General features: G+C 54.3%; 29 protein-coding genes, 1 tRNA gene and 1 other annotated feature. Of the genes, 22 read left to right on the plus strand and 8 right to left on the minus strand.

The features are described from left to right. Positions 1 to 206 precede the first annotated feature (206 nt). The 4 genes from thiE to ACLTX1_RS08785 all read right to left on the minus strand — a co-directional run bounded on the left by thiE (position 207) and on the right by ACLTX1_RS08785 (position 2,994). Entirely contained in the window at positions 207 to 845 is a 639-nt protein-coding gene (gene thiE / locus ACLTX1_RS08770) for a thiamine phosphate synthase (RefSeq protein WP_308448929.1), read from the minus strand. A gap of 16 nt (positions 846 to 861) precedes the next feature. Then, positions 862 to 1,671, minus strand: a complete 810-nt coding sequence (gene thiM / locus ACLTX1_RS08775; protein WP_412330788.1) for a hydroxyethylthiazole kinase — start codon at positions 1,669 to 1,671, stop codon at positions 862 to 864. Then, positions 1,628 to 2,182 carry an energy coupling factor transporter S component ThiW gene (thiW, locus tag ACLTX1_RS08780; protein ID WP_176820192.1) on the minus strand — a complete coding sequence of 185 codons (555 nt, stop codon included), beginning with the start codon at positions 2,180 to 2,182 and terminating at the stop codon, positions 1,628 to 1,630. The genes thiM and thiW overlap by 44 nt, the downstream gene beginning before the upstream one ends. A gap of 341 nt (positions 2,183 to 2,523) precedes the next feature. Then, positions 2,524 to 2,994, minus strand: a complete 471-nt coding sequence (locus ACLTX1_RS08785; protein WP_308448926.1) for a hypothetical protein — start codon at positions 2,992 to 2,994, stop codon at positions 2,524 to 2,526. A 205-nt stretch (positions 2,995 to 3,199) separates the two neighbouring features. Between ACLTX1_RS08785 and ACLTX1_RS08790 the strand changes: the two genes are divergently transcribed. The 8 genes from ACLTX1_RS08790 (at position 3,200) to ACLTX1_RS08825 (ending at position 7,984) form a co-directional block, all read left to right on the plus strand. Next, positions 3,200 to 3,275, plus strand: a tRNA-Gly gene (locus ACLTX1_RS08790). Between the two features lie 302 nt (positions 3,276 to 3,577). Next, on the plus strand, positions 3,578 to 3,925 hold the full coding sequence (locus ACLTX1_RS08795; RefSeq protein ID WP_308448925.1) for a four helix bundle protein: 348 nt from the start codon (positions 3,578 to 3,580) through the stop codon (positions 3,923 to 3,925). Positions 3,926 to 4,073: 148 nt separating this feature from the next. After that, positions 4,074 to 4,742, plus strand: coding sequence for a ParA family protein (locus ACLTX1_RS08800; protein WP_412330789.1), 669 nt, complete (start codon positions 4,074 to 4,076; stop codon positions 4,740 to 4,742). Between the two features lie 18 nt (positions 4,743 to 4,760). Further along, positions 4,761 to 4,967 (plus strand): ferredoxin family protein, encoded by a 207-nt coding sequence (locus ACLTX1_RS08805; RefSeq protein ID WP_176820002.1) that lies wholly within the window; start codon positions 4,761 to 4,763, stop codon positions 4,965 to 4,967. 17 nt (positions 4,968 to 4,984) lie between these two features. Beyond that, a complete protein-coding gene (locus ACLTX1_RS08810; RefSeq protein ID WP_308448923.1) occupies positions 4,985 to 6,040 on the plus strand; it encodes a 3-methyl-2-oxobutanoate dehydrogenase subunit VorB in 1,056 nt (351 codons plus the stop codon). A 19-nt stretch (positions 6,041 to 6,059) separates the two neighbouring features. Continuing rightward, positions 6,060 to 6,815, plus strand: coding sequence for a thiamine pyrophosphate-dependent enzyme (locus tag ACLTX1_RS08815; protein WP_176820004.1), 756 nt, complete (start codon positions 6,060 to 6,062; stop codon positions 6,813 to 6,815). After that, positions 6,812 to 7,345, plus strand: coding sequence for a 2-oxoacid:acceptor oxidoreductase family protein (locus ACLTX1_RS08820; protein WP_176820005.1), 534 nt, complete (start codon positions 6,812 to 6,814; stop codon positions 7,343 to 7,345). The genes ACLTX1_RS08815 and ACLTX1_RS08820 overlap by 4 nt, the downstream gene beginning before the upstream one ends. A gap of 81 nt (positions 7,346 to 7,426) precedes the next feature. Further along, positions 7,427 to 7,984 (plus strand): Sir2 family NAD-dependent protein deacetylase, encoded by a 558-nt coding sequence (locus tag ACLTX1_RS08825; protein WP_316686867.1) that lies wholly within the window; start codon positions 7,427 to 7,429, stop codon positions 7,982 to 7,984. 95 nt (positions 7,985 to 8,079) lie between these two features. Here the strand turns inward: ACLTX1_RS08825 and ACLTX1_RS08830 are convergent, their stop codons facing one another. Further along, the gene (locus tag ACLTX1_RS08830; RefSeq protein ID WP_412330790.1) at positions 8,080 to 8,643 is read right to left on the minus strand and encodes a phosphatase PAP2 family protein; all 564 of its coding nucleotides are present in this window, start codon (positions 8,641 to 8,643) and stop codon (positions 8,080 to 8,082) included. A 143-nt stretch (positions 8,644 to 8,786) separates the two neighbouring features. Between ACLTX1_RS08830 and ACLTX1_RS08835 the strand changes: the two genes are divergently transcribed. Then, positions 8,787 to 11,459 (plus strand): calcium-translocating P-type ATPase, PMCA-type, encoded by a 2,673-nt coding sequence (locus ACLTX1_RS08835; protein ID WP_343284865.1) that lies wholly within the window; start codon positions 8,787 to 8,789, stop codon positions 11,457 to 11,459. A 127-nt stretch (positions 11,460 to 11,586) separates the two neighbouring features. Then, entirely contained in the window at positions 11,587 to 13,344 is a 1,758-nt protein-coding gene (pyk, locus tag ACLTX1_RS08840; RefSeq protein ID WP_395507334.1) for a pyruvate kinase, read from the plus strand. A 267-nt stretch (positions 13,345 to 13,611) separates the two neighbouring features. Here the strand turns inward: pyk and ACLTX1_RS08845 are convergent, their stop codons facing one another. Then, on the minus strand, positions 13,612 to 14,316 hold the full coding sequence (locus ACLTX1_RS08845) for a class I SAM-dependent methyltransferase (protein ID WP_412330791.1): 705 nt from the start codon (positions 14,314 to 14,316) through the stop codon (positions 13,612 to 13,614). 36 nt (positions 14,317 to 14,352) lie between these two features. Next, positions 14,353 to 14,904, minus strand: a complete 552-nt coding sequence (locus tag ACLTX1_RS08850) for a TetR/AcrR family transcriptional regulator (protein WP_343284862.1) — start codon at positions 14,902 to 14,904, stop codon at positions 14,353 to 14,355. 169 nt (positions 14,905 to 15,073) lie between these two features. On the opposite strand from ACLTX1_RS08850, the gene ACLTX1_RS08855 reads away from it, so the two are divergent. Next, a complete protein-coding gene (locus tag ACLTX1_RS08855; protein ID WP_412330792.1) occupies positions 15,074 to 15,700 on the plus strand; it encodes a bifunctional 4-hydroxy-2-oxoglutarate aldolase/2-dehydro-3-deoxy-phosphogluconate aldolase in 627 nt (208 codons plus the stop codon). A 294-nt stretch (positions 15,701 to 15,994) separates the two neighbouring features. Here ACLTX1_RS08855 and ACLTX1_RS08860 read toward each other — a convergent pair whose 3' ends face one another. Continuing rightward, positions 15,995 to 17,017 carry an ROK family protein gene (locus ACLTX1_RS08860; protein ID WP_412266756.1) on the minus strand — a complete coding sequence of 341 codons (1,023 nt, stop codon included), beginning with the start codon at positions 17,015 to 17,017 and terminating at the stop codon, positions 15,995 to 15,997. Positions 17,018 to 17,216: 199 nt separating this feature from the next. Between ACLTX1_RS08860 and ACLTX1_RS08865 the strand changes: the two genes are divergently transcribed. From ACLTX1_RS08865 to ACLTX1_RS08915, 11 genes are all read left to right on the plus strand, one after another. Beyond that, entirely contained in the window at positions 17,217 to 18,011 is a 795-nt protein-coding gene (locus ACLTX1_RS08865) for a hypothetical protein (RefSeq protein ID WP_412330793.1), read from the plus strand. Positions 18,012 to 18,167: 156 nt separating this feature from the next. After that, positions 18,168 to 18,317 carry a 50S ribosomal protein L33 gene (gene rpmG, locus ACLTX1_RS08870; protein ID WP_176820368.1) on the plus strand — a complete coding sequence of 50 codons (150 nt, stop codon included), beginning with the start codon at positions 18,168 to 18,170 and terminating at the stop codon, positions 18,315 to 18,317. A 16-nt stretch (positions 18,318 to 18,333) separates the two neighbouring features. Next, complete coding sequence (secE, locus tag ACLTX1_RS08875) at positions 18,334 to 18,567, plus strand: preprotein translocase subunit SecE (RefSeq protein WP_176820369.1); 234 nt, start codon at positions 18,334 to 18,336, stop codon at positions 18,565 to 18,567. Between the two features lie 46 nt (positions 18,568 to 18,613). Continuing rightward, positions 18,614 to 19,138 (plus strand): transcription termination/antitermination protein NusG, encoded by a 525-nt coding sequence (gene nusG, locus ACLTX1_RS08880; RefSeq protein WP_176820370.1) that lies wholly within the window; start codon positions 18,614 to 18,616, stop codon positions 19,136 to 19,138. A gap of 119 nt (positions 19,139 to 19,257) precedes the next feature. Continuing rightward, entirely contained in the window at positions 19,258 to 19,683 is a 426-nt protein-coding gene (gene rplK / locus ACLTX1_RS08885; protein ID WP_176820371.1) for a 50S ribosomal protein L11, read from the plus strand. A gap of 68 nt (positions 19,684 to 19,751) precedes the next feature. Beyond that, positions 19,752 to 20,444 (plus strand): 50S ribosomal protein L1, encoded by a 693-nt coding sequence (rplA, locus tag ACLTX1_RS08890; protein ID WP_176820372.1) that lies wholly within the window; start codon positions 19,752 to 19,754, stop codon positions 20,442 to 20,444. 52 nt (positions 20,445 to 20,496) lie between these two features. Continuing rightward, positions 20,497 to 20,640 (plus strand) — a sequence feature (ribosomal protein L10 leader region). Between the two features lie 63 nt (positions 20,641 to 20,703). Then, a complete protein-coding gene (gene rplJ / locus ACLTX1_RS08895) occupies positions 20,704 to 21,207 on the plus strand; it encodes a 50S ribosomal protein L10 (protein ID WP_176820373.1) in 504 nt (167 codons plus the stop codon). A gap of 45 nt (positions 21,208 to 21,252) precedes the next feature. Beyond that, positions 21,253 to 21,621: a 50S ribosomal protein L7/L12 gene (gene rplL, locus ACLTX1_RS08900; RefSeq protein ID WP_176820374.1), complete on the plus strand. Its 369-nt coding sequence runs from the start codon at positions 21,253 to 21,255 to the stop codon at positions 21,619 to 21,621. Positions 21,622 to 21,897: 276 nt separating this feature from the next. Further along, entirely contained in the window at positions 21,898 to 22,398 is a 501-nt protein-coding gene (locus ACLTX1_RS08905) for a MarR family winged helix-turn-helix transcriptional regulator (RefSeq protein ID WP_395507329.1), read from the plus strand. Beyond that, the gene (locus ACLTX1_RS08910) at positions 22,395 to 24,611 is read left to right on the plus strand and encodes an ABC transporter ATP-binding protein (RefSeq protein WP_412330794.1); all 2,217 of its coding nucleotides are present in this window, start codon (positions 22,395 to 22,397) and stop codon (positions 24,609 to 24,611) included. Before ACLTX1_RS08905 ends, ACLTX1_RS08910 begins: the two co-directional genes overlap by 4 nt. Beyond that, a complete protein-coding gene (locus ACLTX1_RS08915; RefSeq protein WP_176820377.1) occupies positions 24,608 to 26,464 on the plus strand; it encodes an ABC transporter ATP-binding protein in 1,857 nt (618 codons plus the stop codon). The genes ACLTX1_RS08910 and ACLTX1_RS08915 overlap by 4 nt, the downstream gene beginning before the upstream one ends. The last annotated feature ends 96 nt before the right edge of the window (positions 26,465 to 26,560 follow it).

Here is a 26,560-nt window from a genome sequence, read left to right on the forward strand (position 1 = left end):
TGATTTTTTCGTTTAAGGTGTGGATTTATAAAAAGTGGCTTGTACGCAAATTATGGGGAATTTTGCTTCTACCATTATCATACTACCGGTAAAACGCAGAGTCAATAAACCGCGCGTAAAAACCGTGTGTCATTTCGGAAAAGATTTCACCGCCAAATGTCGTTTCAATTTGTGAAATCAGCACAAAGTGTAGCATTCTATGCCTTTCAGCGGTTATTTTCTTTAATCACCCGCACGCGCGCGAAAAGCTCCCGCGCGGCAGCTTCGGGATCTGCACTCTTCATGATGGCCGAAACGACCGCTATGCCGTCAATGGGACTGCCATTCAAAACATCCATGTTCCCGGCATTTAAACCGCCTATGGCCACGACCGGGATCGGCACGCTGCGGCAGACATCGTTCAGGCGCGAAACCGGCGTCAGCACGGTTTTCACCTTCGTGGTCGTCGGGAAGATCGCGCCCGTGCCGAGGTAGTCCGCGCCTTCGCGGTACGCTTTCTGCGCCTGCTCCACGGTTTTTGCCGTTGCGCCGACGATTTTATCTTCACCTAAAAGCTTTCTTGCTTCACAGACGGGCAGATCACTTTGACCTACGTGTACGCCCGCCGCATCTGCCGCCATGGCGATGTCCGCGCGGTCGTCGATGATAAGCGGCACGCGGTAACGGTCGCAAACAGCTTTTGTGAGGCGCGCAAGGCGCAGGTATTCACCGCCGCCGCGCTCTTTTTCGCGCAGCTGCACCAGCGTCACACCGCCCGTGAGTGCCTTTTCGAGGATGGAAAGAAAGTCATCGTCCGTGCGGCCGGTGCTGTCGGTCACAAGGTATAAGGTAGGATCGAATTTCATAGAAAAACTCCTTCTTTTAAACTTCGCGCAGCTGTAATAAACGCGTGTAATCATCGTCCGAAAGCAGCGAAAGTGCGTCCAAAAGCGCAATGCGGAACGACCCGAGCCCCTCGGATTTCCGTTCGGCCAGCTCGCCGCAAATGCCCATGGTGGAAACGGCTAAAACCGCAGCCGTAAACGGATCCGTCACGGCGCTGTATGAAGCGCACAACGCGTGTACCATGCAGCCCGTGCCGGTGACGAGCGACAGGCGTGGTGTGCCGTTTTCGCACAGCTCAGTTGTTTCGCCGTTTGTGATAATGTCCGTTTTGCCGGTGACGAGCACCACGCAGTGCAGGGTAGAGGCGAGCATTTTTGCAATTTCAATCGTTTCCGCCGTGTTCGTCCGTAAAACATCGATGCCGCGACTTTCAAAATGCGCGCCCGCAATGGCGCGAATCTCCGCGTCGTTGCCCTTCAAAATTTCCGGACAGGCCTCGCGCAGCAGCGTGTGCGTCAGGTCGCGGCGCAGGGCGCTGCACGTCACGCCCACCGCGTCAAAAGAGACCGGCACACCGGCCGTTTTCGCCGCCTTGGCACTCGTCAAAACGGAGGTGCGGCGCGCGTCTGTGATGTTGCCGATGTTTACGCCGAGCGCGCCCGCTATGCACGTGATTTCCTCCACCTCGTCGGGATGCTCCGCCATGATAGGCTTTCCGCCCACGGCGAGGATCCCGTTCGCGCAGTCGTTGATCGCAATCGGATTCGTGATGCAGTGGATGAGCGGCGCCGTCTCGCGCAGATCATTTCGTGCTTTGAGCAGCGCGTTTTGCAGCTGTGGTGTCATAGACCTTCGCCCCCAAATCATGCTGGAATTTTGCAAGCAGTCCGTTGCGGCGCAGCGCCATGAGGAACACGAACGCAATGGAGCCGCCGATCAGCGTGCCGCCGATGAACGACGGAATATAAAAAGCCCATGTCAACCCCTCGCGCCCGACGATGTACGTCATCACCGGATAAGAAGCCAGCGCGCCGATGACGCCGGTGCCGAACACTTCGCCGAGCACTGCGCAAAGGATCTTGCCGCCCGAAAGGCGGTAAAATACGCCGGAAAGAAACGCGCCGAACACCGCGCCGGTTAAGGCAAGCGGCGGAATGCCCATCAGCGTCATGCGAATGATGCCGATAAGCGTGGCGCACAGCAGGGAATACCATGGACCGAGGAAAACGGAGCAGACAATGTTGATGAGATGCGCCATGGGGCACATGCCCTCCACGCGCAAAATCGGCGAAATGACGACGCCGATGGCGACGAGCATTGCAAGCATGACCATTTTCAGAATGTGTTCTCTTTTCATTTTTTGTACCTCTCTAAATATAAGCGTTTCCGACCCATATTTAAAAGAGGCGCACAAATGCACATAGCGAAGCGCGCTCGAATGTAAATTCAGGCCGGGCGGTCGAAGCTCAATTGCTTCCTCTCAATCCGAAACACGGAGTCCCATCGCTATGTGAAAGCAGTCCGGCACGGCAAATCGGGCGCTCCCCCGCGCTGCCGCTTGATTAAAATCCGCCGAACGCTGAATTTTTCCTTACGCAGTATAGCATATATCGACTTTATGCGCAACGGTTTTGCGAAATTCGCGTATAAAAATACCCTGCGAAAGAAAATCCCGCAGGGCAATTTTGCTATGTACGGTTATTTCAAAAGGCGAATACGGCCGATGAACGGCAGCTCCTTTACTTTGCCGGAAGCGGCGTTTGCGATGCCGAGGATCATCAGCACAAAGAAGATGATGCCGATAAATTGCAGCGCGGCGGAGATCATGCCCGGCACAAACGGTATAAAGCCGAGCGCGAGGTTTAAGATGTTCGTGATGATGCGCGTCAGCACCGAATAGCACGCGTGGAAAAGAAACAGCACAAGCCCCTGGTTTGCGTGAAAACGCGCAAAATACGAGTTGCGCGCAGCGAAAATGGGGATGAGTACCAAAAAGCCGAGGTAGGAAAGAATGCCCCAGCCGCGATTCTCCTGAATGTCGCGCGGGTCGTAGTCGGCGGTGAAATCCCGTGCGCCGCTTTGCAAAACGGTGTTTTCAACAGGTGCGCCGCAGTTTGGGCAGCGGCGGGCATCGTGAGGCAGCGGTTGACGGCAGGTTTTACAATACATAAACATAACTCCTTCTAAAATAACAGAAAGCAGCTCCGTATTCGCACAGTGCTGCCGAAAATCATTGCATAAAGTATAGCAGTTTTTTCACGGATTGCAAGCATTTACGAAAAAAGTCGGAAAAATTCAAAAATAGGCTTGACAAATCGGGTCATCTCCGTTATAATAAATCACGTTGCGAAACAAGTGACACGAAATCCGAAATGCGGACGTAGCTCATCTGGTAGAGCGCCACCTTGCCAAGGTGGAGGTAGCGAGTTCGAGCCTCGTCGTCCGCTCCAGAAAAAGAGACCTGACACAATGTGTCAGGTCTCTTTTTCAACGAAATAAATCCTGCCGGATTTGTGAAATGTGCTTCGCACGTGAAATACGCCTATGGCGTGTGAAATGCCTGCGGGCGTGCGTGGATTTATTTCATTTCACTTGATGCTGGCATCAAATTTCACAATGCGTTAGCATTATTTCACATTTTGCATCAGCAAAATATTTCACTAAAAAACTTCTGAAAATTTCTAAATTTCCTTTAAATATATTTCTCATCGCTAAAGTTATGCTATACTTTCCTAAAAAGGAAGGTGATAGCGTGTCAGAATCCAAATTGCGCGACCTATCGACGGACTTTGCGGTCAAGGCGATAAAGTTAACTGAAACGATCCACGGGCATCGGTCTATCGTTAATCAGCTTGAGCGCTCCGCAACTTCCATCGGTGCGAATATTCGGGAAGCGAACTATGCGCACGGAAAAGCGGACTTCATTGCAAAGCTGCAAATCGCGCTCAAAGAGTGTTATGAAACGGAGTATTGGATAGAGATATTTGTGAAATCCGATATTTTGGGCAGAGAGGCGGCGCGGGAGTTGTATACCTTATGCGGCACCATCCGAAGAATGCTGATTTCTTCCATCAACACCGCCAAAGAACCGAAAGCCTAAAAGATTTTCACGAATCCCACATTTTGTAAGACTTATAAAAATTTATGAATAAAGCGGCGAAGTCGGCGGGAAAGGTTGATTTTTTGGCGGTCCGGTGGTATGATGATGAGTACCGGACCGCTTTATTTATAGAAGAAAGGGTGAGCGCATGAAAAGCTCCATTACGGTCATTTGCGGGCATTACGGCTGCGGAAAGACCAATCTCGTGCTGAATTTGGCAGCAGAGGCGGCGCAGCGCGGCAGACGCAGCGTTGTTGTCGATATGGACGTCGTGAACCCGTATTTCCGCTCGTCGGATTATTCCGCGCTGCTCAAAAAACTCGGCGTGGAGCTCATCGCGCCGGTGTTCGCGAACACAACGCTCGATACCCCTGTGCTGCCGCCGGAGATTTTCTCCATCTTTAATATGGAGAACGCCGATATTTTTATCGATGCGGGCGGTGACGACGTGGGCGCTACGGCGCTCGGGCAGCTGCATCGGCAAATCGAGACTGCCGGGTACGAGATGCTGTACGTCGTAAACCGGTACCGCGTGCTTTCCACAAAGCCGGAAGAAACGCTTCCGCTCCTTCGGGAGATCGAAACGGCATCGCACCTGAAAGCGACGGCGGTCGTGAACAATTCAAACCTCGCTGTGCAGACCGATATGCAAACGGTGCTTAATGCTGTGCCGTTTGCGAAAAAAGCCGCAGAATTATGCCATCTGCCGCTTCTCTATTCCACCGTGCCGGATTTTGCGGTGGAAAACACACTGCCCGAGGGATTTAAAGCGGTAAAGCGATATGTACGTTTCGTCTGGGAGGACGAAACCGAGTAGGATAAAGGAGGAAACCGAATGGCAAGGATCATTGTAGACGAAAAAGTATGTAAAGGCTGCTCCATGTGCATTCACGCGTGTCCGAAAAAGATCATCGCGCTCGCGAAGGATCGTTTGAACGCGAAGGGCTATCACCCCGCAGAGCTGACCGATGAGGCAGCGTGCGTGGGCTGTGCGGCATGCGCGACTATGTGCCCGGATTCGGCGATCACGGTGGAACGCTGAGAGAGGAGTTAAAAACTATGGCAGAAAAAGTTTTGATGAAGGGCAACGAAGCCCTGGCCGAAGCCGCTATTCAGGCGGGATGTCATCATTTCTTCGGCTATCCCATCACACCGCAAACAGAGCTTGCGGCTTATATGGCAAAGCGTATGCCGAAGATCGGCGGTACATATTTGCAGGCTGAATCGGAAATTGCGGCGGTCAATATGGTGCTGGGTGCGGCTGCGGCCGGCGTGCGCGCCATGACGTCTTCAAGCTCGCCCGGCATCAGCCTTAAGGGCGAAGGCATTTCCTATATGGCAGGCTCCGACTTGCCGGCGCTCATCATCAACGTGCAGCGCGGCGGCCCGGGCCTCGGCGGCATTCAGCCCTCACAGTCCGATTACTGGCAGGCGACGAAAGCCCTCGGCCACGGTGACTTCCAGATTCTCGTTTTCGCGCCGTCCACGGTGCAGGAAATGGTCGACCTCGTTTCCGACGCATTCGATAAAGCCGACGAATACCGCATGCCCGCGATGATCCTTGCAGACGGCATGCTGGGCCAGATGATGGAGCCGGTGGAGCTGCCGGAGCACAAAGACAGAAAGCTTCCCGAAAAGCCGTGGGCAGCCTGCGGCCACGAAAATAAAAGAGAGCACAACATCATCAACTCCCTTTACCTTACGCCGAACGCCCTTGAAGACCTTGTGCGTGCCCGCTACGAGCGCTATAAGATCGTCGAAGAAAAGGAGCAGCGTGCGGAGGAATACCGCACGGAGGACGCGGATGTCATCGTCGTCGCTTACGGCGCATCGAGCCGTGTGGCGCGCAGCGCCGTGAATAAGGCGCGTGAAGCCGGCAAGAAGGTCGGTTTAATTCGTCCCATCACGCTGTGGCCGTTCCCGAAGGACGCGATCAAGCGCGCGGCAGACCACGCCAAAGAGCTGCTCGTTGTGGAGATGAGCATGGGCCAGATGGTAGACGATGTGCGTCTTGCGGCAGAGTGCCGTGTGCCGGTGCACTTCTACGGCCGTACCGGCGGTGTGATTCCTACCCCGAAGGAAATTCTGGGCGAGATCGATAAACTTTTGAAATAAGGCGAAAGGATAGAATCAAATGGCAGTTGTATTTAAAAAGCCGTCTACACTAACAGACGCGCCGCTGCATTATTGCCCCGGCTGCACGCACGGCATCATTCACCGCCTTGTTGCGGAAGCGATAGAAGAACTCGGCATCGACGGCAAAACGGTCGGCGTGGCCTCGGTCGGCTGCTCCGTTATGTGCTACGATTATTTCACCTGCGATATGGTGCAGGCGCCGCACGGCAGAGCCCAAGCGGTCGCAACAGGCATCAAGCGCGCAAAGCCGGAGGACGTTGTGTTCACCTATCAGGGCGACGGCGACCTTGCGGCCATCGGTACGGCGGAGACCGTCCACGCGGCAACGCGCGGCGAAAACATCACCGTTATCTTTGTAAACAATGCAATTTACGGCATGACAGGCGGCCAGATGGCGCCGACATCCCTGCCGAATCAGGTCACGCAGACCACCCCGTACGGCCGTGATGTCAACACGGCAGGTTATCCGGTGCGCATTTGCGAAATGCTCTCCACACTGGACGGCGTGGCGCTTGCACAGCGCGTGACCGTCGATAACGTGAAGAATGTCAATATCGCAAAAAAGGCAATCAAAAAGGCGTTCCAGAACCAGATTGAGGGCAAAGGCTACTCCATTGTAGAGGTGCTTTCCACCTGTCCGACGAACTGGGGCATGTCGCCGGTTGAGGCGCTCGATTGGCTCGAAAAGAACATGGTTCCGTACTACCCGCTCGGCGTGTATAAAGACGGCACAAAGGGGGACAGGCTGAAATGAAAGACTTGAACATCGTTTTTGCCGGTTTCGGCGGTCAGGGCATTTTGTTCGCCGGTAAAGTTGTGGCGTATGCAGGCCTCATCGAGGGCAGGGAGCTCTCTTGGCTGCCGTCCTACGGCCCGGAGATGCGCGGCGGCACCGCGAATTGCAGCATTTGTCTCTCCGATGAACCCATCGGCTCGCCGCTTGTGACGAATCCGAACGTGCTCATCGCCATGAACCGCCCGTCACTCGATAAGTTCGTGAACGAGGTCGAGCCCGGCGGCACGATCTTACTCGACAGCAGCCTCATCGACGAGCGTGTAGAGCGCGACGACGTGACCGTTTTCTATGTCCCGGCATCAAAACTGGCGGAGGAAAACGGACTGAAAGGCCTTGCAAACATCATCTTGGTCGGCAAGCTGCGCAAGGAGCTTGCGTTCTGCACGGAAGAAACGCTCGATAAGGCGCTGCAAAAGTGTATTCCCGCAAGAAAAGCGGATATGCTCGGTTTCAATAGAAAAGCCTTGGAGATCGGCAAAGCGCAGTAAAATTGAATTTATATAAAAAGAACGGCGCAGGCTTAAAATCTGCGCCGTTCCTTTAAATTGAGAGCCAAGGAGGCGGTCTTTATGAAAATTCTGGCGTTTACGGGCGCGGGCATCAGCAAGCAGAGCAACATTCCGACATTTATGGAGCGACCCGACGTGCGCGAAAAGCTGTTCCGCACGTTCGCGGAGCATCACCACGAGGCGTATAACGAGGTCATTCGCGAATTGAAAGCGAATATGAACGGCGCGGAGCCGAACGACGCGCATTTTGCACTGGCGGAATACAAGGTGCCGGTCATTACGATGAACATTGACGGGCTGCATAAAAAAGCGGGCAGCGACGCACTGGAGCTGCACGGCGGCCTGCCGGAGGACGACGAAATGGACAAGGCGTGGGCGCTTTATAATAAGCCCGTGCTGTACGGTGACCCCGCGCCGAACTATGTGAAAGCATACGAAAGGACGGCTGAATTAAAGCCCGGCGACGTGTTCCTTGTCATCGGCTGTTCGTACCACACCGCCATCGCGTGCGACCTGCGGGACGTAGCAAAGCACGCCGGTGCAAAGGTCATTGAAATTCAGGAAGACGCCGCGCATAATGTACGGAAAGTGTTGGAAGAATTGACAAGAAAGAATTGACAAGAAAGAACTGACAAGAAAGAACTGAACAGAGATAGAAAAAGCGCGTAGGCTGTGAAACCTGCGCGCTGCTTTTATCGGTCGAAATAAACGGTTCAAATTTGTGCCGTGCGCTTCTCTGCCTGTCGCTTTTGAATCGCCTTGGCGGCAAAGTAGGTGAGGAGGGCGGCGAGGGTGCCGAGGAGGATGCCGGCGAGGACATCGGTAGGGTAGTGGACAAAAAGAAAAATGCGGGAGAACGCGATGAGCACTGCCGGAATGTACGCGAGCCAGCCGACTTTTTTGTGGCGGAGCGTCAAAATAAGCGCTGCGGCAAAGCTTGACGATGTGTGGCCCGAGGGGAACGAATAGGACGTGGGGCGCGCGATGAGCATCGGGAAATTCGTGAACACGTTGCACGGGCGTAGGCGGCAGATGATGTTTTTCAGCGTCAGTTCGCCGAAAAGCAGCGTGACCGTCATGGCGATAAGCACCAAACCACCGGTGCGGCGCGTTTTTTTAAAGCAGAGCAAAACGAGCGAAAGGACGATCCACCCAATGCCCGCTTCGCCGAGCGATGTGATGATGGGGAAGACTGTATCGGTCACGGTGTTATGAAAGTGCGTCTGTATAAAGGCCATGACGGCGGCGTCAAGCGACGGGATGCCGGGAAAACTCATCTTAGTAAACCTCCAATGCTTTGATTGAGTTATAGTATACTGCAGTTTTTCTAAAAATGCCAGTGGATTTCTATGAAAGAATTCTTTCAAAATTCTAAACGGACGCGCCCGCGCATAGAATTACCGGAAAAGGGGGCAGGAAAATGTCAAAACCCATAGCGGAAGCAAAATTCTATGCCATGACGGCGGAGGCGGCTGTGAAAACCCTTCAAAGCGACGCGGGGCGCGGACTGAGCGGATCCGAAGCGAAAAAGCGGCTCGGCGTTTACGGTGAGAATCGGCTGCAAAAGGGGAAGAAAACGAGCTTCGCAAAGAAATTTATGCTGCAGTTCGGCGATTTTATGGTGCTCATTCTGCTCATCGCGTCGGCAGTGTCGTTTGCCGTCTCGTGCATGCAGGGGGAAGCGAATCTGGCCGACCCGCTGCTGATTTTGGGCATCGTCATTGCGAACGCGTTCGTCGGCACGGTGCAGGAGGCGAAGGCAGAACGGGCGTTGGAAGCGTTGCGCACGCTTTCTGCGCCGCACGCCGATGTGCTGCGGGACGGCAAACGCGCGGTCATTTCCGCCGAAGCACTCGTGCCGGGGGACGTCGTATATATCCGCGCGGGAGACGTGGTGCCCGCCGACCTGCGGCTTTTGGAGAGCATGCATTTGCAGGCCGAGGAAAGCGCGCTGACGGGGGAATCCGTGCCGAGCGGCAAGAGTGCGAATGCGGTATGTGACGAAATGTGCAGCGCGGCGGAGCGCAAAAACATGCTGTTTTCCGGCACGGGCATCTCTGCCGGGCAGGGCGCGGGCATTGTGACCGCAACGGGCATGCAAACCGAAATGGGTCGCATTGCGGCGATGCTCGGCGACGAAGAAACACCCGACACGCCGTTAAAGCTGCGGCTGCGGCGCACGGGCAAGCTCATCGGGCTTTTGGTGCTTGGAATATGTGCGGTGATTTTTTTGATCGGGCTTATCCAAAAGGCAGAACCGCTTGAAATGTTCATGATCTCCATCAGCCTTGCGGTGGCGGCGATACCCGAGGGTCTGCCTGCCGTGGTGACGATCGTCTTGGCGCTCGGCGTGCGGCGCATGGCGGCAAAGCGAGCCATCATTCGGCATTTGCCTGCCGTGGAGACGCTTGGCAGCTGCGAGGTCATTTGCTCCGACAAAACCGGCACGCTGACGCAGAACAAAATGACGGTAGTGCGCTGCGCGGGTGCGGCGGGCGAGCTGAACGGACAGGATAGAGACGCTTTGTTATCTGCGGCGGCGCTGTGCACGAGCGTGGAGGGCAGCGACGAGAAGCTGCTCGGTGACCCGACCGAAACGGCGATTGTCGCGGCGGTATCGGACTGGGAGCGTCTGCAAAAGCAGCGCGTGAAAGCGGCTGAGGTGCCGTTTACGGCAGAACGCCGCCGTATGACAGTCGTACTGCGAACGGAGGGCGGATACAGGGTCATCACAAAGGGCGCGCCGGAGGCGATTTTACCGCGCTGTACGTATGTGCTTTTAAACGGGAAGAACGTTACGTTAACACCCGAGATGCGGGCGGCACTGAGCGCAAAAAACCGCGACATGGCAAACGACGCGCTGCGTGTTCTGGCGGCAGCGGAAAAGCGCACGGAAGCTTGCCCCGAGACGGACGATGCGGCGGAAAACGGGCTGTGCTTTTTGGGACTTATCGGGCTGGAGGATCCCCCGCGCCCGGAGGCGGCGGAGGCGGTCTCCGAGTGCAAGCGTGCGGGCATTCGCCCCGTGATGATCACCGGCGACCAACCCGCTACGGCCTCAGCCATTGCCGGGCGGCTCGGCATTGAAAATAAAGCTGTGATGACGGGTGCGGAGCTGGAAAGCCTTTCGGACGACGCGCTTTTGCAGACGGTGCAGACGTGTTCCGTGTACGCGCGGGTCTCTCCGGCGCACAAAATGCGCATTATCAAGGCGTTTCGCAGGCTGAAGCTCGTCACGGCCATGACGGGCGACGGTGTGAACGACGCGCCTGCCCTGAAAGCGGCGGACATCGGCTGCGCGATGGGCAAAAACGGCACGGAGGTCGCGAAAAACGCCGCCGACATGGTATTGACGGACGACAACTTTGCGACGATTGTTTCCGCCGTGCGGGAGGGGCGGACGGTGTACGGCAACATCCGCAAGACCATCCATTTTTTGATGTCGTGCAACATCGGCGAGATCTTGGTGGTGCTTGTGTCGTTTTTGCTGCGCACGCCGACGCCGCTTTTGCCGGCGCAATTATTATGGGTGAACCTTGTGACGGACTCTTTGCCTGCGCTGGCACTGGGCAGTGACCCGCCGCAGGGCGACGTGATGCGCCGCCCACCTACCGCGCGGGACAGCAGTGCGTTTTCAAACGGGCTCGGTTTTGCAATGGCGGCGGAGGGTATGATGATCGGCGCGCTGGCGCTTTTGGCGTTCACGGTGGGACGCGTGTTTTTTGACGCCGATCCCATGCAGCCCGCCGTGGGGCGCACGATGGCGTTTGCGGTCCTAAGCCTTTCGCAGCTCGTGCACAGCTATAATATGCGCAGTACGGGGCCGGTTTTGGGACGCGGCATGTTTAAAAACCGGGGGCTGAACGTATCGTTTTTGATTTGCTCGGCATTGATGGCGGGCGTGGTCGTGTTTCCGCAAGCGGCGGCGCTGTTTGGCTCCGTACCGCTGACCTTGACACAGTGGGGCATCGTGGCAATCCTTGCTTTGCTGCCTCTGCCGATCTGCGAAATGCAGAAAAGGATACTTTCTCGCACGGCAAAAGTGAAAAATATGACTTCCGGTGTGAAAAAGCGAGTCATTTTCAACAAGTAGCCTGTTACTTTTTTAATTATTAGCCGTCATATTGACTTCCCTTTCTTTTTTCAGCTATAATAAGAAAAAATAGCCCACACTGATGTGCAGGCCATGGAGTCTGCGAAAATGAAAGGGGTCGATATAGATGAGAAAAACCAAGATCGTATGTACGCTGGGTCCTTCTACCGATGACGAGGCTGTGCTGCGCGAGCTGATTTTGAGCGGCATGAACGTGGCGCGCCTGAATATGTCGCACGGCACGCATGAGGAGCAAAAGCGCCGCGCCGATATGGTGAAAAAGCTGCGAAAAGAGCTTGACGTGCCGGTCGCCATTCTGCTCGACACGAAGGGCCCGGAGATCCGCACGGGGAAGTTTGCCGAAAAGGTGATGCTGACCCACGGGCAGAAGTACACACTGACGACGAACGAGCGCCCCGGCGACGCGGAAGGCTGCTCTATCACGTTTAAGGACCTGCCGAAGGACGTACACCGCGGCTCGCATATCCTCATCGACGACGGCCTCATTGAAATGATCGTGGAAAAGGTGACAGACACGGACATTGAGTGCCGCCTTTTGAATGACGGCCCCATCACGTCTTATAAGGGCATCAATGTGCCGGGCGTGACGCTTTCCATGCCGTATATCAGCGAAAAAGACCGCGCAGATCTTGAATTCTGCGTGAAGGAAGATTTTGAGTTTATCGCCGCCTCGTTCACGCGCTCGGCAGAGGATATTGTGATGATCCGCAACGAGCTTGAAAAAAACAACTGCCGCGACATTCGCATCATCGCGAAGATTGAGAACACGGACGGCGTGGAGAACATCGACGACATCATCCGCGTTTCGGACGGCATTATGGTGGCGCGCGGCGACCTTGGCGTCGAGATCCCGATGGAGGAAATCCCGGTGCTGCAAAAGCAGCTCATTCACAAAGCGTATGTCGCCGGCAAGCAGGTCATTACGGCGACGCAGATGCTCGACTCCATGATCAAGAATCCGCGCCCGACGCGTGCGGAGGCGACCGACGTGGCGAACGCGATCTACGACGGCACGAGCGCCATTATGCTGAGCGGCGAGACGGCCGCAGGCGCGTACCCGGTGGAGGCCGTGCGCACGATGGTCCGCATTGCGGAGCGCACCGAAAACGACATCGACTACGTGCGTCAGCTGGAGCAGTGGGATGTGCCGGTGCAAAAGGACGTGACCTCTGCCATTTCGCACGCAACGTGCACGACGGCGCACGACCTCGGTGCGGTGGCCATCATGACCGTATCGAAAACAGGCTTTACGGCGCGCATGATTTCGAAATTCCGCCCGGCGTGCCCAATCATCAGCGGCACGACCGACCGCAAGGTACTGAACCAGATGGGCCTTTCCTGGGGCGTAATCCCCGTGATGCTGGAGGAAAAGACCAGCACCGACGAGCTGTTTGAGCACATTGTTGCAGTTGCGGAGGAGCACGGGCTTGTGCAGGCGGGCGACATTGCCGTTATCACGGCGGGTATCCCGCTGGGCATTTCCGGCACGACGAACATGTTGAAGGTACACCTTGTGGGCGACGTGCTTGTCTCCGGCACCGTTGTGAACGAGCTGAGTACCTGCGGCCCGCTGTGCGTGTGCAAAACGGAGGAGGAAGCGCTGCAGAAGTTCCGCAGGGGCGATATTCTGGTGCTGCCGAAGACCACGAACGCAACGATGCCGCTGATCCGTCAGGCTTCGGGTATTGTGACGGAAATGGACGGTGTGAACTCTCACGCAGCCATCGCCGCCATGGCGCTGGATAAACCGGCCATCGTCGGCGCGGCGCACGCGACCGACCTGCTGCGCTCCGGCACAACCGTGAAGCTGGACGGCGTTAGAGGTGCGATCTTCAGCGTAAGTGCACCGAGCGCGGAGAAGTAAAACGAATAGCAACGCCGCACTCACGCAGGAAAGCGTGGGTGCGGCGCTTTAAATAGGCGGTTTTTTGACCGCCTATCAGGAAACCCATGCAACTGGGTTTCCTGCGGAGCGAACGTCCACTGGAAGTTCGCTCCTGCCTTCCTGGTTTTAGGTTAGGCAAATGGGTTTCGCGCTCTGCGGAGCGCACCTCAGGGCTTTGCCCCCGAGACCCCACCAACTTTTTGAAAAAAGTTGGATCAAAAACTTTATTCGTCGCTTCGCTGTGCGTTATTTCACCGCTTTTATAATCAAACAATCGTTACCGTTTTCTACCGTGACGGTGAAGCCGACTTCTTTTAACAGTGCAGCTTCGTGCTCTTTTGTGAGCGGGATGTCGAAGTGGACGAACGCGTCGTCGGGAATGCTTTCTTTGCGGCGCTTGCGGCTCCACGTTTCGCGCAGCAGGTTTTCTTCTTCGTCACAGCAGGCGAAGTAATCGCCGTTTACAAACATGCCGCCGGGCGTGAGACAGTCATAGATGCGTTTGAAAAGCCGGCGCTTTTTCTCCGGCAGAAAGTGGTGCAGCGATTCAAACGAGATGACAGCGTCGAACGCACCGGGGAACGGCACGGCAAAGTAGCTGCCGCACAGCAGCGTGAGGTCCTTATCCCCATGCTTTTTCATGAGGACGTCGAGCATATCGGGCGAAAGGTCAATGCCGATGACGGAAATATCCGTGCGCAAATTGTAGAGCGCGTCGAGCTCCAATCCTGTGCCGCAGCCGAGGTCTAAAATGCGCTTGGCGCTTTCTGGCACAGCGCGGGCGAACTGCTTGTAGTCTTCGCCCCAGAATTTTGTCATGCGTGCTTCGTATTCCGGCAGGCGCTTGCGGAAAAACGCGCCCATTTCTTCGAGCGGGGTGCTTTCGAGCTCGCAAAGCCAATTTTTTAAGTCTTCCAAATATTTTTCTTTGTTTTGTGCATTGATGTCCATGTTTTTTCTCCAAATTCTTTAAATGAGAACACTGCGTTATTTTGCGCAGAATTTGCGGATGGCGCCGCGCAGCAACTGCCGCAGCTCATTTTCCTCCGCAATAAGTGAACCCGCGTACAGCGCTTCGGCGATGCCGAATGTATAAAATCGCACGTCGCGATAAACGGCTTCGGCTTCTTTTACGGTGAGCCCGTACTGCACCGCCGTGCAGTCGATGGCCTCGCGGTTCCACGGGCTCGAGATGATCTGCGGCACGGTGCGGCTGCCGTATTCGTTCGATAAAAACAGGACGCCGAACAGATTGCGCCGATCGCGGGCGAGCAGAATGTGCGCAAGGCTGATCGTGAACAGGTAGTCCGATTTATCGAGGTACTGCGCGACGAAGGATTGATATGTGCCGTCTAAATATTCGATGACGGCGCGGCGGAATGTTTCCATGCTGCCGAAGTTGCGGAAAACGGGCTGCACAGAGCAATTGAGTTTAGCGGCGACACTGCGGACATTGAGTGCATCTGCGCCTTTTTCCAGTGTGATGGCGGCGCCTGCCTCAAGCAGCATTTCCGCCGTGATGCGCGGTGTTCTTGCCATAGTTTCCTCCCGGGTGTGGTTCAGCTGATGAGGATAAAATATCGAATGTTATTTCATTTGTCAAGCTCAAATTTGAAATAAAACGGAATTCTTTTGAAATGGGGATATATTGCAAAGTTTTGCGGCGCATGATACAATAAATTGAAAAAAATCACCGGGAGGGTGTTCTATGAATTTTCGGGAAACGTTAAAATCGATCGGGATCATCCCCGTTATTCAGATCAACGATGCGGAAAAAGCAGTGCCGCTGGCGCTGGCGCTGAAAAAAGGCGGGCTGCCCGCGGCGGAGGTGACGTTCCGCACAGACGCGGCGGAGGAAGCCATTCGCCGTATTAAGGTAGAGGTGCCGGACGTGTGCGTGTGCGCCGGTACGGTTTTGAACGTAAAGACCGCAGAGCGCGCCGTGAAGGCGGGCGCTTCCGCGATTATCAGTCCGGGCACGAACCCGGAGGTCGTGCACTGGTGCATTGCGCACCGTGTGCCGGTCATCCCCGGCTGCGCGACACCGACGGAGGTGGAAGCCTGCATGCGCATGGGACTCGATTTTGTGAAGCTGTTCCCGGCGGAGGTTGTGGGCGGCGTGAAAATGCTGAAGGCCCTCGGCGGTCCTTACGGCAATATGAAATTCATGCCCACCGGCGGTATCAGCGCGCAGAACGCGGCGCAGTACCTTGCGCTGCCGAACGTGCTGTGCTGCGGCGGCAGCTGGATGGTGCCGGGGGGGCTGTTGGACGCCGGAGATTTTGACGCCATTGAGGCGCTGGCACGCGAAGCGGCGCAGATTGTAAAGAAATGATTTTGTAAAACGAAAAACAGGACAAAGCGCATCTGAAAACGCTTTGTCCTGTCTTCTTCATTTATGGGTGCGGTGTGGGCAAATCCCCAGCGTGTCGCGCCCGTATAAACTCCCCGTTGTCCTTCATCCCTTTTGGATCGGACACTTTCGTCACTTTCTGACAAAAGGTATCTTATCACATTCGCTTCCGTTTGTAAAGCCCCTTTTTAAACATTTTGCAAAAAAGCAGCAGAAAAGTTTTTATGAGATTTAGGAAATTTTAAAGAGCGTTGTCTGTACATTTCAAAAAGAGGCTCAATGTTTGAATTTCAAAGCCTGACGCGTCAGAGAGAAGATACCGGTCATGTATTCCTCGTGGATGTCTGCCTGCATACGGAAAACGGGCATGTGGTTTTCCGGGATGCTCTGCTTGCAGTAATCGATGATGTCTTTTTCGCGCACGTTTAAGGTGGCAGAGCCGGTGAGGAAGAGGATGTCCGGGTTCAGAAGCGCGATGGTGCACACGGCGGCGGTCTGCATCAGCGGCACGATATTTTCGCCGTGAATCATGCGCGAGACGGTCTCGACTTTTGTAGCGGTGGAGTTGATGAGCGGCAGACTGATGAGCTCGCCCGCATATTTTGTACTGCCGACGATGATGTGTCCGTCCACCACGGTGCCCGCACCGGCGCTGCGGTGGCTCGGCCAGTAGAGAACGGAAAGGGAGTACGGGTGGTCGCAGGGGTTGCGCACGTAAAAGCCGTAGGACGTGAAGTGCATGTCGTTTTCCGTGATGACCGTGATGCCGAGCTGTTCTTCGAGTACCTTTTTCGGGTTGAAGCCGTTTAACGCCGGGAACGCAAGGGATTCAATGGCGCCTTCGCGGTCGGTGACGCCGGAAATGCCGATGCCGACTGCGCGGATGAGCGGATCTGCCTGCACCATCTGTGTGATGAACAACGTGAGATCCTCCGGCAGAATGTCGTTGAGCGGGCAGAATTTTTCCTGCAAGCTGTTTCCCTTTAAATCGCACACGCGCAAGGCGATGCCGCTCCTTTCCACGTCGTTATTAGCGGTATACAGGCACAAAATGTGCGCGTAGTTTGGGTTGATGGAAAAGCGGCGCGCGGGACGGCCGCCGTTCGATGCGGCAAAGGCGAGCTCCAGCACCTGTCCGTCGTCGATCATCTCGCCGAGGAGCGCCGTACAGGCTGCAAGGCTTAACCTGCATTGCTCGGCAAGCTCTTTTTTTGTGGCGAAATCCGTGTGGTACAGCGCGCTGCGCAGAGCGGCGAGGTTATTCTGTTTTAAAGCGGCAGCGCCGCCGTATTCTGTCATAATCGATTTCCTTCATTTCTGTTGCGGGCCGAGCCCGCATATTTTCAATACGAGCATATATTAGCATATAAAATGCACGATGGCAATGGATTTATGTTCCGATAAAAAATAAGTTTCCGGGAATTCATGGATTTTTCATAGACAATGCGCGAAAACTGTGCTATACTCTAAATTACTAATGTAACGGAGTGATCATAACTTGGAGCAGAAAGCTTTTGAACTGATACAGGAAAAATTGCAGGCAGCGTTAAATGAGCAGGGCTTTGGCGAAGCTGTGGCGCTGGAGACCGACAACGGCCGCGGCGTGATGTTTACGACGGGCGAAGTGGCCTACGGCCTTTTCTATGAGACGAAGCAGCGGCGCTTTGTGCTGCGCAGCGCGACGATGAAGACCCCGAAGGAGCCGGGCGACTGGCGTCAGCTTTCCATGTGGCTGTTCGATGAAGGTGAAAACACCATGCAGGACGCGGAGAGCATCGCGAACGACTTTCTTGAGCTCGTGCAGGGCTCTAAGCGCCGCGAGCTCGTGCAGACCGCGAAGAAGCGCCGCAAGAAGGACGAAGAGAACAACGCGGATCCGCAGTTCTTTCTCAACCGCTTGGTGCCGGTGTTCCCGGAGCTGCGCGACGAAATGAACAAGGAACGCATCGTGTACGGTCAGGTGCGCACGGCACTGTTTGCTGCTGAGAAGGTTGCACCGAAGTGCGAGAATCTTGCGAAGAACTATAAGGACAGCGAGCCCATGAAGCGCATGTGCACCATTTTCTGCGACATGTACGCCGCGGGTGATATGGACACCCGTGCAGTCATTCAGTTCGGCGTTCTGAATAATATTAAGGACGAGGCGGCCATCCGGAATATCATCGCGAACTTTACGGACGGCTGCGACCTGCAGAAGGTGTATAAGCACTCCAGAAAACTCATCGGCAAGAACATCAAGCCCGAAAAGGAAAAGAAGAAGGGCAAAAAGGTGGAGGCACGCCTGAGCAACTGAAAAACCGCATAAAATCTCAAAATAGCTCTTGACAGCGGCGTATATCCTATGCTATTATAGGTATACCTCAAGTTGGGGGCTATTTTTTTGCGCCCAAATTTTGAGGGAGGCTGGGAGAACATCCCAAATTTTTTCCGTAAAACGGGAGGTGCCGTCATGAGAGTAAAGGTCGTTTTAGCTTGCACTGAATGCAAACAGCGCAACTACAACACAAAGAAGAACAAGAAGAATGATCCCGACAGACTTGAGATGAACAAGTACTGCAGATTCTGCAAGAAGCACACGCTCCACAGAGAGACGAAGTAAAGCGAGGAACGAAGTTATGGCCGAAAAAGCAAAAAAAGAAAACGGCTTTGTTCGCTTTACGAAGAAAGCGGGAAAGTTTTTCCGCGACTGCAAGGGCGAGATCAAAAAGATCGTTTGGCCTACGCCGAAGAACGTTTTCAAAAATGTGGGTGTCGTTCTTGCGACGATCATCCTGCTTGGTCTCTTCATTTTCCTGCTGGATACCGTCTTCATGAATTTGCTGGGTCTCGTCATGCAAGTGGCGAAATAAGCAGCGTGAATGATCACGCGTTTATTTGAGAAGCGGAGGAATCGAAATGTCGGACGAAGCAAAATGGTATGTTGTTCATACCTATTCCGGGTATGAGAACAAGGTTGCGTCAAATCTGGAGAAGACGGTGGAAAACCACTCTTTACAGAATTTGATTTTTGAGATTCGCGTACCCACCGAAAAGGTCACAGAAGTTGCCGCAAACGGCAAGACCAAGGAAGTGGAACGCAAGATTTTTCCGGGTTACGTCATTGTAAAGATGATCCTCACGGATGAATCGTGGTACGCGGTTCGCAATATCCGCGGCTGCACGGGCTTCGTCGGCCCGTCTTCCAAGCCGATTCCGCTCACGGATGAAGAAGTGGAGCGACTCGGTGTGGAGACGAGGAATGTCGAAGTCTCCTACAATGTCGGTGACAGCGTCCAGATTACCGACGGCCCGCTTGAGGGCTTTATCGGAACAGTGGAAGAGATTGATGTGGACAAGAACCACATTCGCGTCATGGTTTCGATGTTCGGACGTGAAACCCCGGTTGACCTGGAACTTGACCAGGCGGAGCCGGTGGAATAACACACGGTAAATTGCGGTAATCCGCTTTTTATTGAGGGGGATACGTCCCCCTGTGGGAGGAACGCCTGAATTTTCACGGACGTTCCGCCATCAACCACGAATTTTGGAGGTGCAAACAAATGGCTCAGAAGGTTACGGGCTTTATTAAGCTCCAGATACCTGCCGGTAAAGCTACCCCGGCACCACCGGTTGGTCCGGCTCTCGGTCAGCACGGTGTTAACATCATGGCATTTACAAAGGAATTTAACGAGCGCACCAAGGGCGACGCTGGTCTTATCATCCCGGTCGTCATCACAGTATACGCAGACCGTTCCTTTACCTTTGTAACAAAGACGCCGCCTGCAGCAGTTCTTATTAAGAAGGCTTGCGGCATCGAAACAGCTTCGGGCACACCGAACAAGACAAAGGTCGCAAAGATTACCCGCGAGCAGGTAAAGAAGATCGCCGAGCAGAAAATGCCTGATCTCAACGCTGCATCCATCGAGAGTGCTATGAGCATGATCGCCGGTACTGCACGCAGCATGGGCATCGAAGTAGTCGATTGATTTGATTTTACCCGGGTGGGAGGAAACTCTCTGAGAATCCGATATCTACCACTTTAGGAGGAACATGAATGAAACACGGTAAAAAGTATGTCGATGGCGCAAAGCTCATCGAGCGCAGCCGCCTTTATGATACGCAGGAAGCGCTTGACCTCTGTGTCAAGACTGGTACAGCAAAGTTCGACGAAACCGTTGAAGTCCACGTAAAGCTGGGCGTTGACGGCCGTCATGCAGACCAGCAGGTTCGCGGTGCTATCGTCCTGCCGCACGGCACGGGCAAGACCGTCCGCGTGCTCGCAATCTGCAAGCCGGAGAAGGAAGACGAGGCTCGTGCAGCCGGTGCTGAATTCGTCGGCGGCAATGATATGATCCAGAAGATCCAGTCCGAAGGCTGGATGGACTTTGACGTCCTCATCACGACCCCGGATATGATGGGTATGGTTGGCCGTCTCGGTAAGATCCTTGGCCCGCGCGGCCTCATGCCGAACCCGAAGGCCGGCACCGTTGCTCCGGACATTGCACGTGCAATCACCGAAGCGAAGGCCGGTAAGATCGAGTATCGTCTCGACAAGACCAACATCATCCACTGCCCGATCGGCAAGATTTCCTTTGGCACAGAGAAGCTGACGGAAAACTTCAACACGCTGCTGGAAGCCATCAACAAGGCAAAGCCGGCTGCTGCTAAGGGCCAGTACATCCGTTCCTGCGTTGTTGCTGCAACGATGGGCCCGGGCGTGAAGATCAACCCGAACAAGGTTGGTTAAGATTCGTCTGAATCTTAAATTTAAGGCTTGACAGAGTTCTTCTGCCATGCTATAATTACAAAGCTGTTTACCTAAGACAGCAGGTGCACCGGTTTTCCGGGCTGAAAGGTTTTACCGCCTGCCGAGGGAGCGGAAAAGTTACTTTGTACTTTTTATGCCTTCCCGCGGTAAGTGGGAAGGCATTTTTAGTTTTCGCACCGAGGAAAATCGTTCATTTTGGCGCTTTTCCAAATCATAACTGAAAGGCGAGGTGAATATTTTGCCCAGTAAAAGCGTTTTGGAAACAAAGCAGGCAATTGTTGCTCAGCTGAAGGATAAGGTCGCTAACAGCGTATCCGGTGTTGTCGTAGACTACAAGGGTATCACTGCAGAGGCCGACACAAAGCTTCGTAAGGAACTGCGTGAAGCCGGCGTTGAGTACACTGTCGTTAAGAATACTCTTCTCAAGCGTGCTATCGAAGGCACCGAGATCGAGGGTATGTCCGAGGTTCTCGAAGGCACAACCGCTCTGGCTGTTTCTCACGAGGATCAGATCGCTCCGGCAAGAATCCTGAACAAGTTTGCAAAGGATTCCGACGGTAAGTTCGTGATTAAGTCCGGCTACATGGACGGTAAGGTCATGTCTCCGGCAGAGATCGCTGCAATCGCAGATCTCCCGAGCAAGGAAGGTCTTGTTCAGATGCTGCTTAGCGTTCTCGTATCCGGCCCGCGTGGCCTTGCTATTGCACTTAGTGAAGTTGCAAAGGCTCAGGAAACTGCATAAGTTTGCAGGATAATTTTCAATTTAAAATTTTAGGAGGATATTACAATGGCTGATATCGCAAAGTTTGTTGAAGAAATCAAGTCCATGACCGTTCTCGAGCTCAACGAGCTGGTCAAGGCTATCGAAGAGGAGTTCGGCGTTTCCGCTGCTGCTCCGGTTATGGTCGCTGGCGCTGGCGCTGCTGCTCCGGCTGCTGAAGAGAAGACCGAGTTCGACGTTGTTCTGAAGTCTGCTGGCGCAAACAAGATCAACGTTATCAAGGTTGTTAAGGAAGCTACCGGCCTGGGCCTGAAGGAAGCTAAGGCTATGGTTGACGAGGCTCCGAAGACCATTAAGGAAGGCGTTTCCAAGGACGACGCTGAGGCTCTTAAGACGAAGCTCACCGAGGCTGGCGCTGAGGTCGAGCTGAAGTAATTTAGCTTCACCTTATAATTGTCTGATTCAAGATCCGCAAATGCAGTTCGCTGTGTTTGCGGGTCTTTTTTCTTTTCGGCTATATGGTTTTCTGAAATATAATTTGGCAGCTTTATTCACAAAATAGTCATTGCTTTTTTGTTTTTGTCGGTCTATAATATGTTCATTCCTTAACAGTTCAAAAATGAACAATTCAGTTTTAAACTGTTTTTTGGAAATGGACATCGTTAAGAACTTTTGGCGATGTTCAGCAGTAAGCAACAGGAGGTGCGAGGAATGAAGCGAGACGAGCAAGCGTGTACGGCCGTGCCGTTTCACGACGGGCTTGCGGAGCACTTAACGCAGATCGCGCGCATCATCCATACGGAGCTGCGCAAGGTGCTGGCGGATGAAGACCTTTCCGCGGTGGAATCCGGTGTGATCATGTGCCTTTCCACAACAAAGGTCGATACGGCCGGGCGCATTGCGCGGCGCATGGGTGTTTCGCGCTCGTTGATGAGTAAGGCGGTAGACCACCTTGTGCGCGGCGGATGGATTGAAACAAAACCGGACCAAAGCGACCGTCGCATGGTACATTTGGTTTTGTTGCCGAAGGCCGAGCCGGCTGTTAAGCGGTGCAGAGAGCTGAAGCATGAATATTATGAAAAAATGTGCGCCGGTGTCAGCCCGGAAGACATGCAGGTCTTCCACCGCGTCATGGAGCAAATACGGCGAAACCTTGAAAACTTTACCGAGACAGGCAGATACCCGGAGATGAGAAAGGAGAAAACCGAATGAAATTGCTGAAAACGTACCTAAAGCCGTTTGCGGCGCTGGTGCTGGCGTGCATTCTGCTGCTTTTCGGGCAGGCGATGTGTGACTTGACATTACCGAACCTGATGAGCGACATTGTGAACACCGGCATTCAGCTTGGCGGCGTGGATGAGGCTGCACCTGCGGTTTTGAACCAACAGGCCGTTGACTTATTGACGCTGTTTATGAACGACGCGGAGGCGGGGACGTTCAAAAACGCCTACACGCCCGTGGAGCACGGCAGCGATGAAGAGACGAAGCTTGCGAAAACCTACGAGAATATCCAGGACATGGATGCGGTTGCTTTAAGCGAAGATGCAGACGTGCAGGCGGTGGGCGATGCCTACGGTAAGGCGGCGTATGCGTTCATGACGTTCCTGAAGGATTACGGCGCGCAGACCGGCCAGGCGGTGGACACCGAAAGCGGCGTGCAGGACATGGACATGCGTCAGCTTTATGCTGTTATCCCCATGTTACAGCAGATGCCGAAAGAGACGTTCAGCGAAGCGATTGATTCAGCCGAAAACGCGCAGTCGATGATCGGCTCGCAGGTGGGCGCAACGTTTACAAAGCTGTTCTATAAGGAACTCGGCGTCGATTTGGACGCAAAGCAGGTGCGCTACATTGTGATAAAGGGTCTCGAGATGCTCGGCATTGCGCTGCTCGGCGTGCTGGCGGCGATGCTCGTCGGCTTCTTCGCGTCGCGCATTTCGTCCGGCGTGGCAAAGCAGATGCGCAGCGATGTGTTCCGCAAGGTGGAAAGCTTCTCCAACACGGAGTTCGATAAATTTTCCACCGCATCGCTTATCACGCGCACGACGAACGACGTGACGCAGGTGCAGATGCTTATTTCCATGGGTCTGCGTTTGATGTGCTACGCGCCGATCATGGGCGTGGGCGGCATTATTTTCGCGCTGCAAAAAAGCGTTTCACTAAGCTGGATCATCGCGCTCGCGGTCATCGTTTTGCTGGGACTTGTCGTCGTACTTTTAAACGTTGCAATGCCGAAATTCAAGAGCTTGCAGCGTTTGACGGACAGATTAAACCTCGTCAGCCGCGAGAATTTGAGCGGCATGCTCGTGGTACGCGCGTTTACAAATGAGAAATTCGAGGAGGCGCGCTTTGATAAGGCGAATGAAGACCTCACCCGTACAAACCGCTTTACCCAGCGCGTGATGAGCGTTACAATGCCGATCATGATGCTCATCATGAATCTTGTCACGCTGCTCATCATGTGGGTGGGTGGGCACGCCATTGCGGAATCCACCATGCAGGTAGGCGACATGATGGCGTATATCCAGTACACGATGCAGATCATCATGTCGTTCCTGATGATTTCGATGATCTTCATTATGGTGCCGCGCGCCATGGTTTCCGCAGACCGTGTGCAGGAGGTGCTGACGACGGAGCTTTCCATTAAAGAGCCGGAAAACCCGGTTACACTCGGTAATGAAAGCGGTGAGCTGCGTTTTGACGACGTTTCCTTCCGCTACGGCAACGCCGAGGAAGATACCTTGAGCCACATTTCGTTTACCGCCAAGCCCGGCCAAACGACGGCGTTTATCGGCGCGACGGGTGCGGGAAAATCGACGCTCATCAACCTCATCCCGCGTTTTTACGATGTCACCGGCGGCGCAGTTTACCTGAACGGCAAGGATATCCGCACGCTTTCGCAAAAGGAACTGCGCGATAACATCGGCTACGTGCCGCAGAAGGCCATGCTGTTCTCCGGCACAATCGATTCCAACATCAAGTACGGCAAGGAAGACGCCGATGTGAACGAGGTGCTGGCAGCGCTCGATTGCGCACAGGCTACGGAATTTGTCAGCGAATTGCCGAACGGCGTGGAAAGCTCCATCGCGCAGGGCGGCAGCAACGTTTCCGGCGGCCAGAAGCAGCGCCTTGCCATTGCCCGTGCGCTCGTGAAAAAAGCGCCGGTGTATATTTTCGACGATAGCTTCTCCGCGCTCGATTTCAAAACGGATGCAAAGCTGCGCCGTGCGCTGACGAAATACACGGAAAACGCTGTCGTGCTCATCGTCGCGCAGCGCGTTTCCACCATCATGAACGCCGAGCAGATCATAGTGCTGGACGAAGGCAAAATCGTCGGCAAGGGCACGCACAAAGAGCTTTTGAAAACGTGCCCGGAATACCGCGAGATTGCGGAAAGTCAGCTTTCAAAGGAGGAATTGGCATGAGCGAACCGAAAAGAAACGCACCGCGTCCGCACGGGCCCGGCAGAGGCATGATGCCCACCGAAAAAGCCAAGGACTTCAAAGGCAGCTTTAAAAAGCTTATTTCGTATCTTTCCCCATTTAAGTTTAAAATACTCATCGTCGTCATTTTCGCGGCGCTTTCCACCGTGTTCACGATCGTCGGCCCGAAGATCCTCGCAAAAGCGACCGATGAGCTGACGGCCGGTTTGATGCGCATCATCACCGGCGCTGCGGAGGGCATTGACTTTGGCTATATTGCGAAAGTTTTACTGTTCCTTGTGGGGTTATATGCGTTGAGCGCGCTGTTCTCCTACATTCAGGGATTTACGATGTCCGGCGTTTCGGCGAAGGTCTCGTACAACATGCGGCGTGCCATTATGGAGAAAATCGACCGCCTGCCCGTCTCGTATTTTCACAAAACGAGTCAGGGTGACGTGCTTTCCCGCATCACGAACGATGTTGATACGCTCAGCCAGAGTCTTAACCAGAGCATCACGCAGCTTATCACGTCTGTGTGCTCCATCATCGGTGTGCTTATTATGATGCTTTCCATCAGCTGGCAGTTGACGCTTGTCGCACTGTGCATCGTCCCGATTTCTTTGCTGCTTGTCGGACGCATTGTGAAATCCTCGCAGAAATATTTCGTCGGCCAACAGGAATACCTCGGCGCGGTGAACGGTCACGTGGAGGAAATGTACGGCGGGCACGTCGTCGTGAAGGCGTTTAACGGCGAAGCGCGCTCCATGGAGAAATTCGAGTGCGAAAACGAAAAGCTCTATAACGCGGGCTGGAAGTCGGAGTTCCTCTCCGGCCTGATGCAGCCGATCATGGGCTTTGTGGGCAATCTCGGCTACGTTGTGGTGTGCATTTTGGGCGCATCTATGGCGGCAGGCGGCAGCATGACCATCGGCGGTATTCAGGCGTTCATCCAGTATCTGCGCAGTTTCACGCAGCCCATCACCCAGATGGCAAGCATCTCAAGTCAGGTACAGCGCACCATGGCGGCGGCAGAGCGCATTTTCAATTTCCTTGATGAGCCTGAGATCGTCGAAAAAACACCGAAATACACCGTGGAAAACAGCAATATCCGCGGCGACATCCGCTTTGACCATGTTTGCTTCGGTTACGAAGACACCGATGAGACTGTCATCCACGATTTCTCCGCCGATGTGAAAGCGGGCCAGAAGATCGCTATTGTCGGCCCGACGGGTGCAGGCAAAACGACTATGGTAAAGCTTCTCATGCGCTTCCATGATTTAAAATCCGGCAGAATTTACCTTGACGGCAAGGACATCACGGAGTTTGCCCGCGGCGACCTCAGAAAAGAATTCGGCATGGTTCTGCAGGACACGTGGCTTTACAGCGGCACCATCATGGAGAACATCCGTTACGGCCGCTTGGACGCGACGGACGAGGAGGTCATTCAGGCGGCAAAAGCGGCGCAGGTTGACCACTTTGTGCGCACGTTGCCGGACGGCTACAACACGATCCTCAATGAAGAAGCGACGAATGTCTCGCAGGGACAAAAGCAGCTGCTCACCATCGCCCGTGCGATTTTGTCCGACAGCCGCATCATGATCCTTGACGAAGCGACAAGCTCCGTCGATACGCGCACCGAGCTTTCCATCCAGACTGCGATGGATAACCTGATGCGCGGCCGCACAAGCTTTATCATCGCGCACCGCCTCTCGACAATCCGCAATGCTGACCTCATCCTCTGCATGAAGGACGGCGACATCGTGGAGCAGGGCACGCATGAAGAATTGCTCGCAAAAAACGGCTTCTACGCCAACCTCTACAACAGCCAGTTCGAGCACGCAGAGGAAAGCGCGTAAAACGCCTGTAAAACAAAACGAAGCTGTCTTCTCTGACAAAGAGAGGACAGCTTTTTTGGTGGTTTTGAAGATTGACAAATGCCTAAAAGGACGGCT

Origin of the sequence: Hominenteromicrobium sp., assembly GCF_046974225.1 — a bacterium.
In the GTDB taxonomy this organism is placed as follows: domain Bacteria; phylum Bacillota; class Clostridia; order Oscillospirales; family Acutalibacteraceae; genus Hominenteromicrobium; species Hominenteromicrobium mulieris.

Excerpts from the sequence above, each read along its gene's own strand:
- thiE (WP_308448929.1), bottom strand. The coding sequence starts at position 845 with ATGAAATTCGATCCTACCTTATACCTTGTGACCGACAGCACCGGCCGC.
- thiM (WP_412330788.1), bottom strand. The coding sequence starts at position 1,671 with ATGACACCACAGCTGCAAAACGCGCTGCTCAAAGCACGAAATGATCTG.
- thiW (WP_176820192.1), bottom strand. The coding sequence starts at position 2,182 with ATGAAAAGAGAACACATTCTGAAAATGGTCATGCTTGCAATGCTCGTC.
- ACLTX1_RS08785 (WP_308448926.1), bottom strand. The coding sequence starts at position 2,994 with ATGTATTGTAAAACCTGCCGTCAACCGCTGCCTCACGATGCCCGCCGC.
- ACLTX1_RS08800 (WP_412330789.1), top strand. The coding sequence starts at position 4,074 with ATGAAAAGCTCCATTACGGTCATTTGCGGGCATTACGGCTGCGGAAAG.
- ACLTX1_RS08805 (WP_176820002.1), top strand. The coding sequence starts at position 4,761 with ATGGCAAGGATCATTGTAGACGAAAAAGTATGTAAAGGCTGCTCCATG.
- ACLTX1_RS08810 (WP_308448923.1), top strand. The coding sequence starts at position 4,985 with ATGGCAGAAAAAGTTTTGATGAAGGGCAACGAAGCCCTGGCCGAAGCC.
- ACLTX1_RS08815 (WP_176820004.1), top strand. The coding sequence starts at position 6,060 with ATGGCAGTTGTATTTAAAAAGCCGTCTACACTAACAGACGCGCCGCTG.
- ACLTX1_RS08820 (WP_176820005.1), top strand. The coding sequence starts at position 6,812 with ATGAAAGACTTGAACATCGTTTTTGCCGGTTTCGGCGGTCAGGGCATT.
- ACLTX1_RS08825 (WP_316686867.1), top strand. The coding sequence starts at position 7,427 with ATGAAAATTCTGGCGTTTACGGGCGCGGGCATCAGCAAGCAGAGCAAC.
- ACLTX1_RS08830 (WP_412330790.1), bottom strand. The coding sequence starts at position 8,643 with ATGAGTTTTCCCGGCATCCCGTCGCTTGACGCCGCCGTCATGGCCTTT.
- ACLTX1_RS08835 (WP_343284865.1), top strand. The coding sequence starts at position 8,787 with ATGTCAAAACCCATAGCGGAAGCAAAATTCTATGCCATGACGGCGGAG.
- pyk (WP_395507334.1), top strand. The coding sequence starts at position 11,587 with ATGAGAAAAACCAAGATCGTATGTACGCTGGGTCCTTCTACCGATGAC.
- ACLTX1_RS08845 (WP_412330791.1), bottom strand. The coding sequence starts at position 14,316 with ATGGACATCAATGCACAAAACAAAGAAAAATATTTGGAAGACTTAAAA.
- ACLTX1_RS08850 (WP_343284862.1), bottom strand. The coding sequence starts at position 14,904 with ATGGCAAGAACACCGCGCATCACGGCGGAAATGCTGCTTGAGGCAGGC.
- ACLTX1_RS08855 (WP_412330792.1), top strand. The coding sequence starts at position 15,074 with ATGAATTTTCGGGAAACGTTAAAATCGATCGGGATCATCCCCGTTATT.
- ACLTX1_RS08860 (WP_412266756.1), bottom strand. The coding sequence starts at position 17,017 with ATGACAGAATACGGCGGCGCTGCCGCTTTAAAACAGAATAACCTCGCC.
- rpmG (WP_176820368.1), top strand. The coding sequence starts at position 18,168 with ATGAGAGTAAAGGTCGTTTTAGCTTGCACTGAATGCAAACAGCGCAAC.
- secE (WP_176820369.1), top strand. The coding sequence starts at position 18,334 with ATGGCCGAAAAAGCAAAAAAAGAAAACGGCTTTGTTCGCTTTACGAAG.
- nusG (WP_176820370.1), top strand. The coding sequence starts at position 18,614 with ATGTCGGACGAAGCAAAATGGTATGTTGTTCATACCTATTCCGGGTAT.
- rplK (WP_176820371.1), top strand. The coding sequence starts at position 19,258 with ATGGCTCAGAAGGTTACGGGCTTTATTAAGCTCCAGATACCTGCCGGT.
- rplA (WP_176820372.1), top strand. The coding sequence starts at position 19,752 with ATGAAACACGGTAAAAAGTATGTCGATGGCGCAAAGCTCATCGAGCGC.
- rplL (WP_176820374.1), top strand. The coding sequence starts at position 21,253 with ATGGCTGATATCGCAAAGTTTGTTGAAGAAATCAAGTCCATGACCGTT.
- ACLTX1_RS08905 (WP_395507329.1), top strand. The coding sequence starts at position 21,898 with ATGAAGCGAGACGAGCAAGCGTGTACGGCCGTGCCGTTTCACGACGGG.
- ACLTX1_RS08910 (WP_412330794.1), top strand. The coding sequence starts at position 22,395 with ATGAAATTGCTGAAAACGTACCTAAAGCCGTTTGCGGCGCTGGTGCTG.
- ACLTX1_RS08915 (WP_176820377.1), top strand. The coding sequence starts at position 24,608 with ATGAGCGAACCGAAAAGAAACGCACCGCGTCCGCACGGGCCCGGCAGA.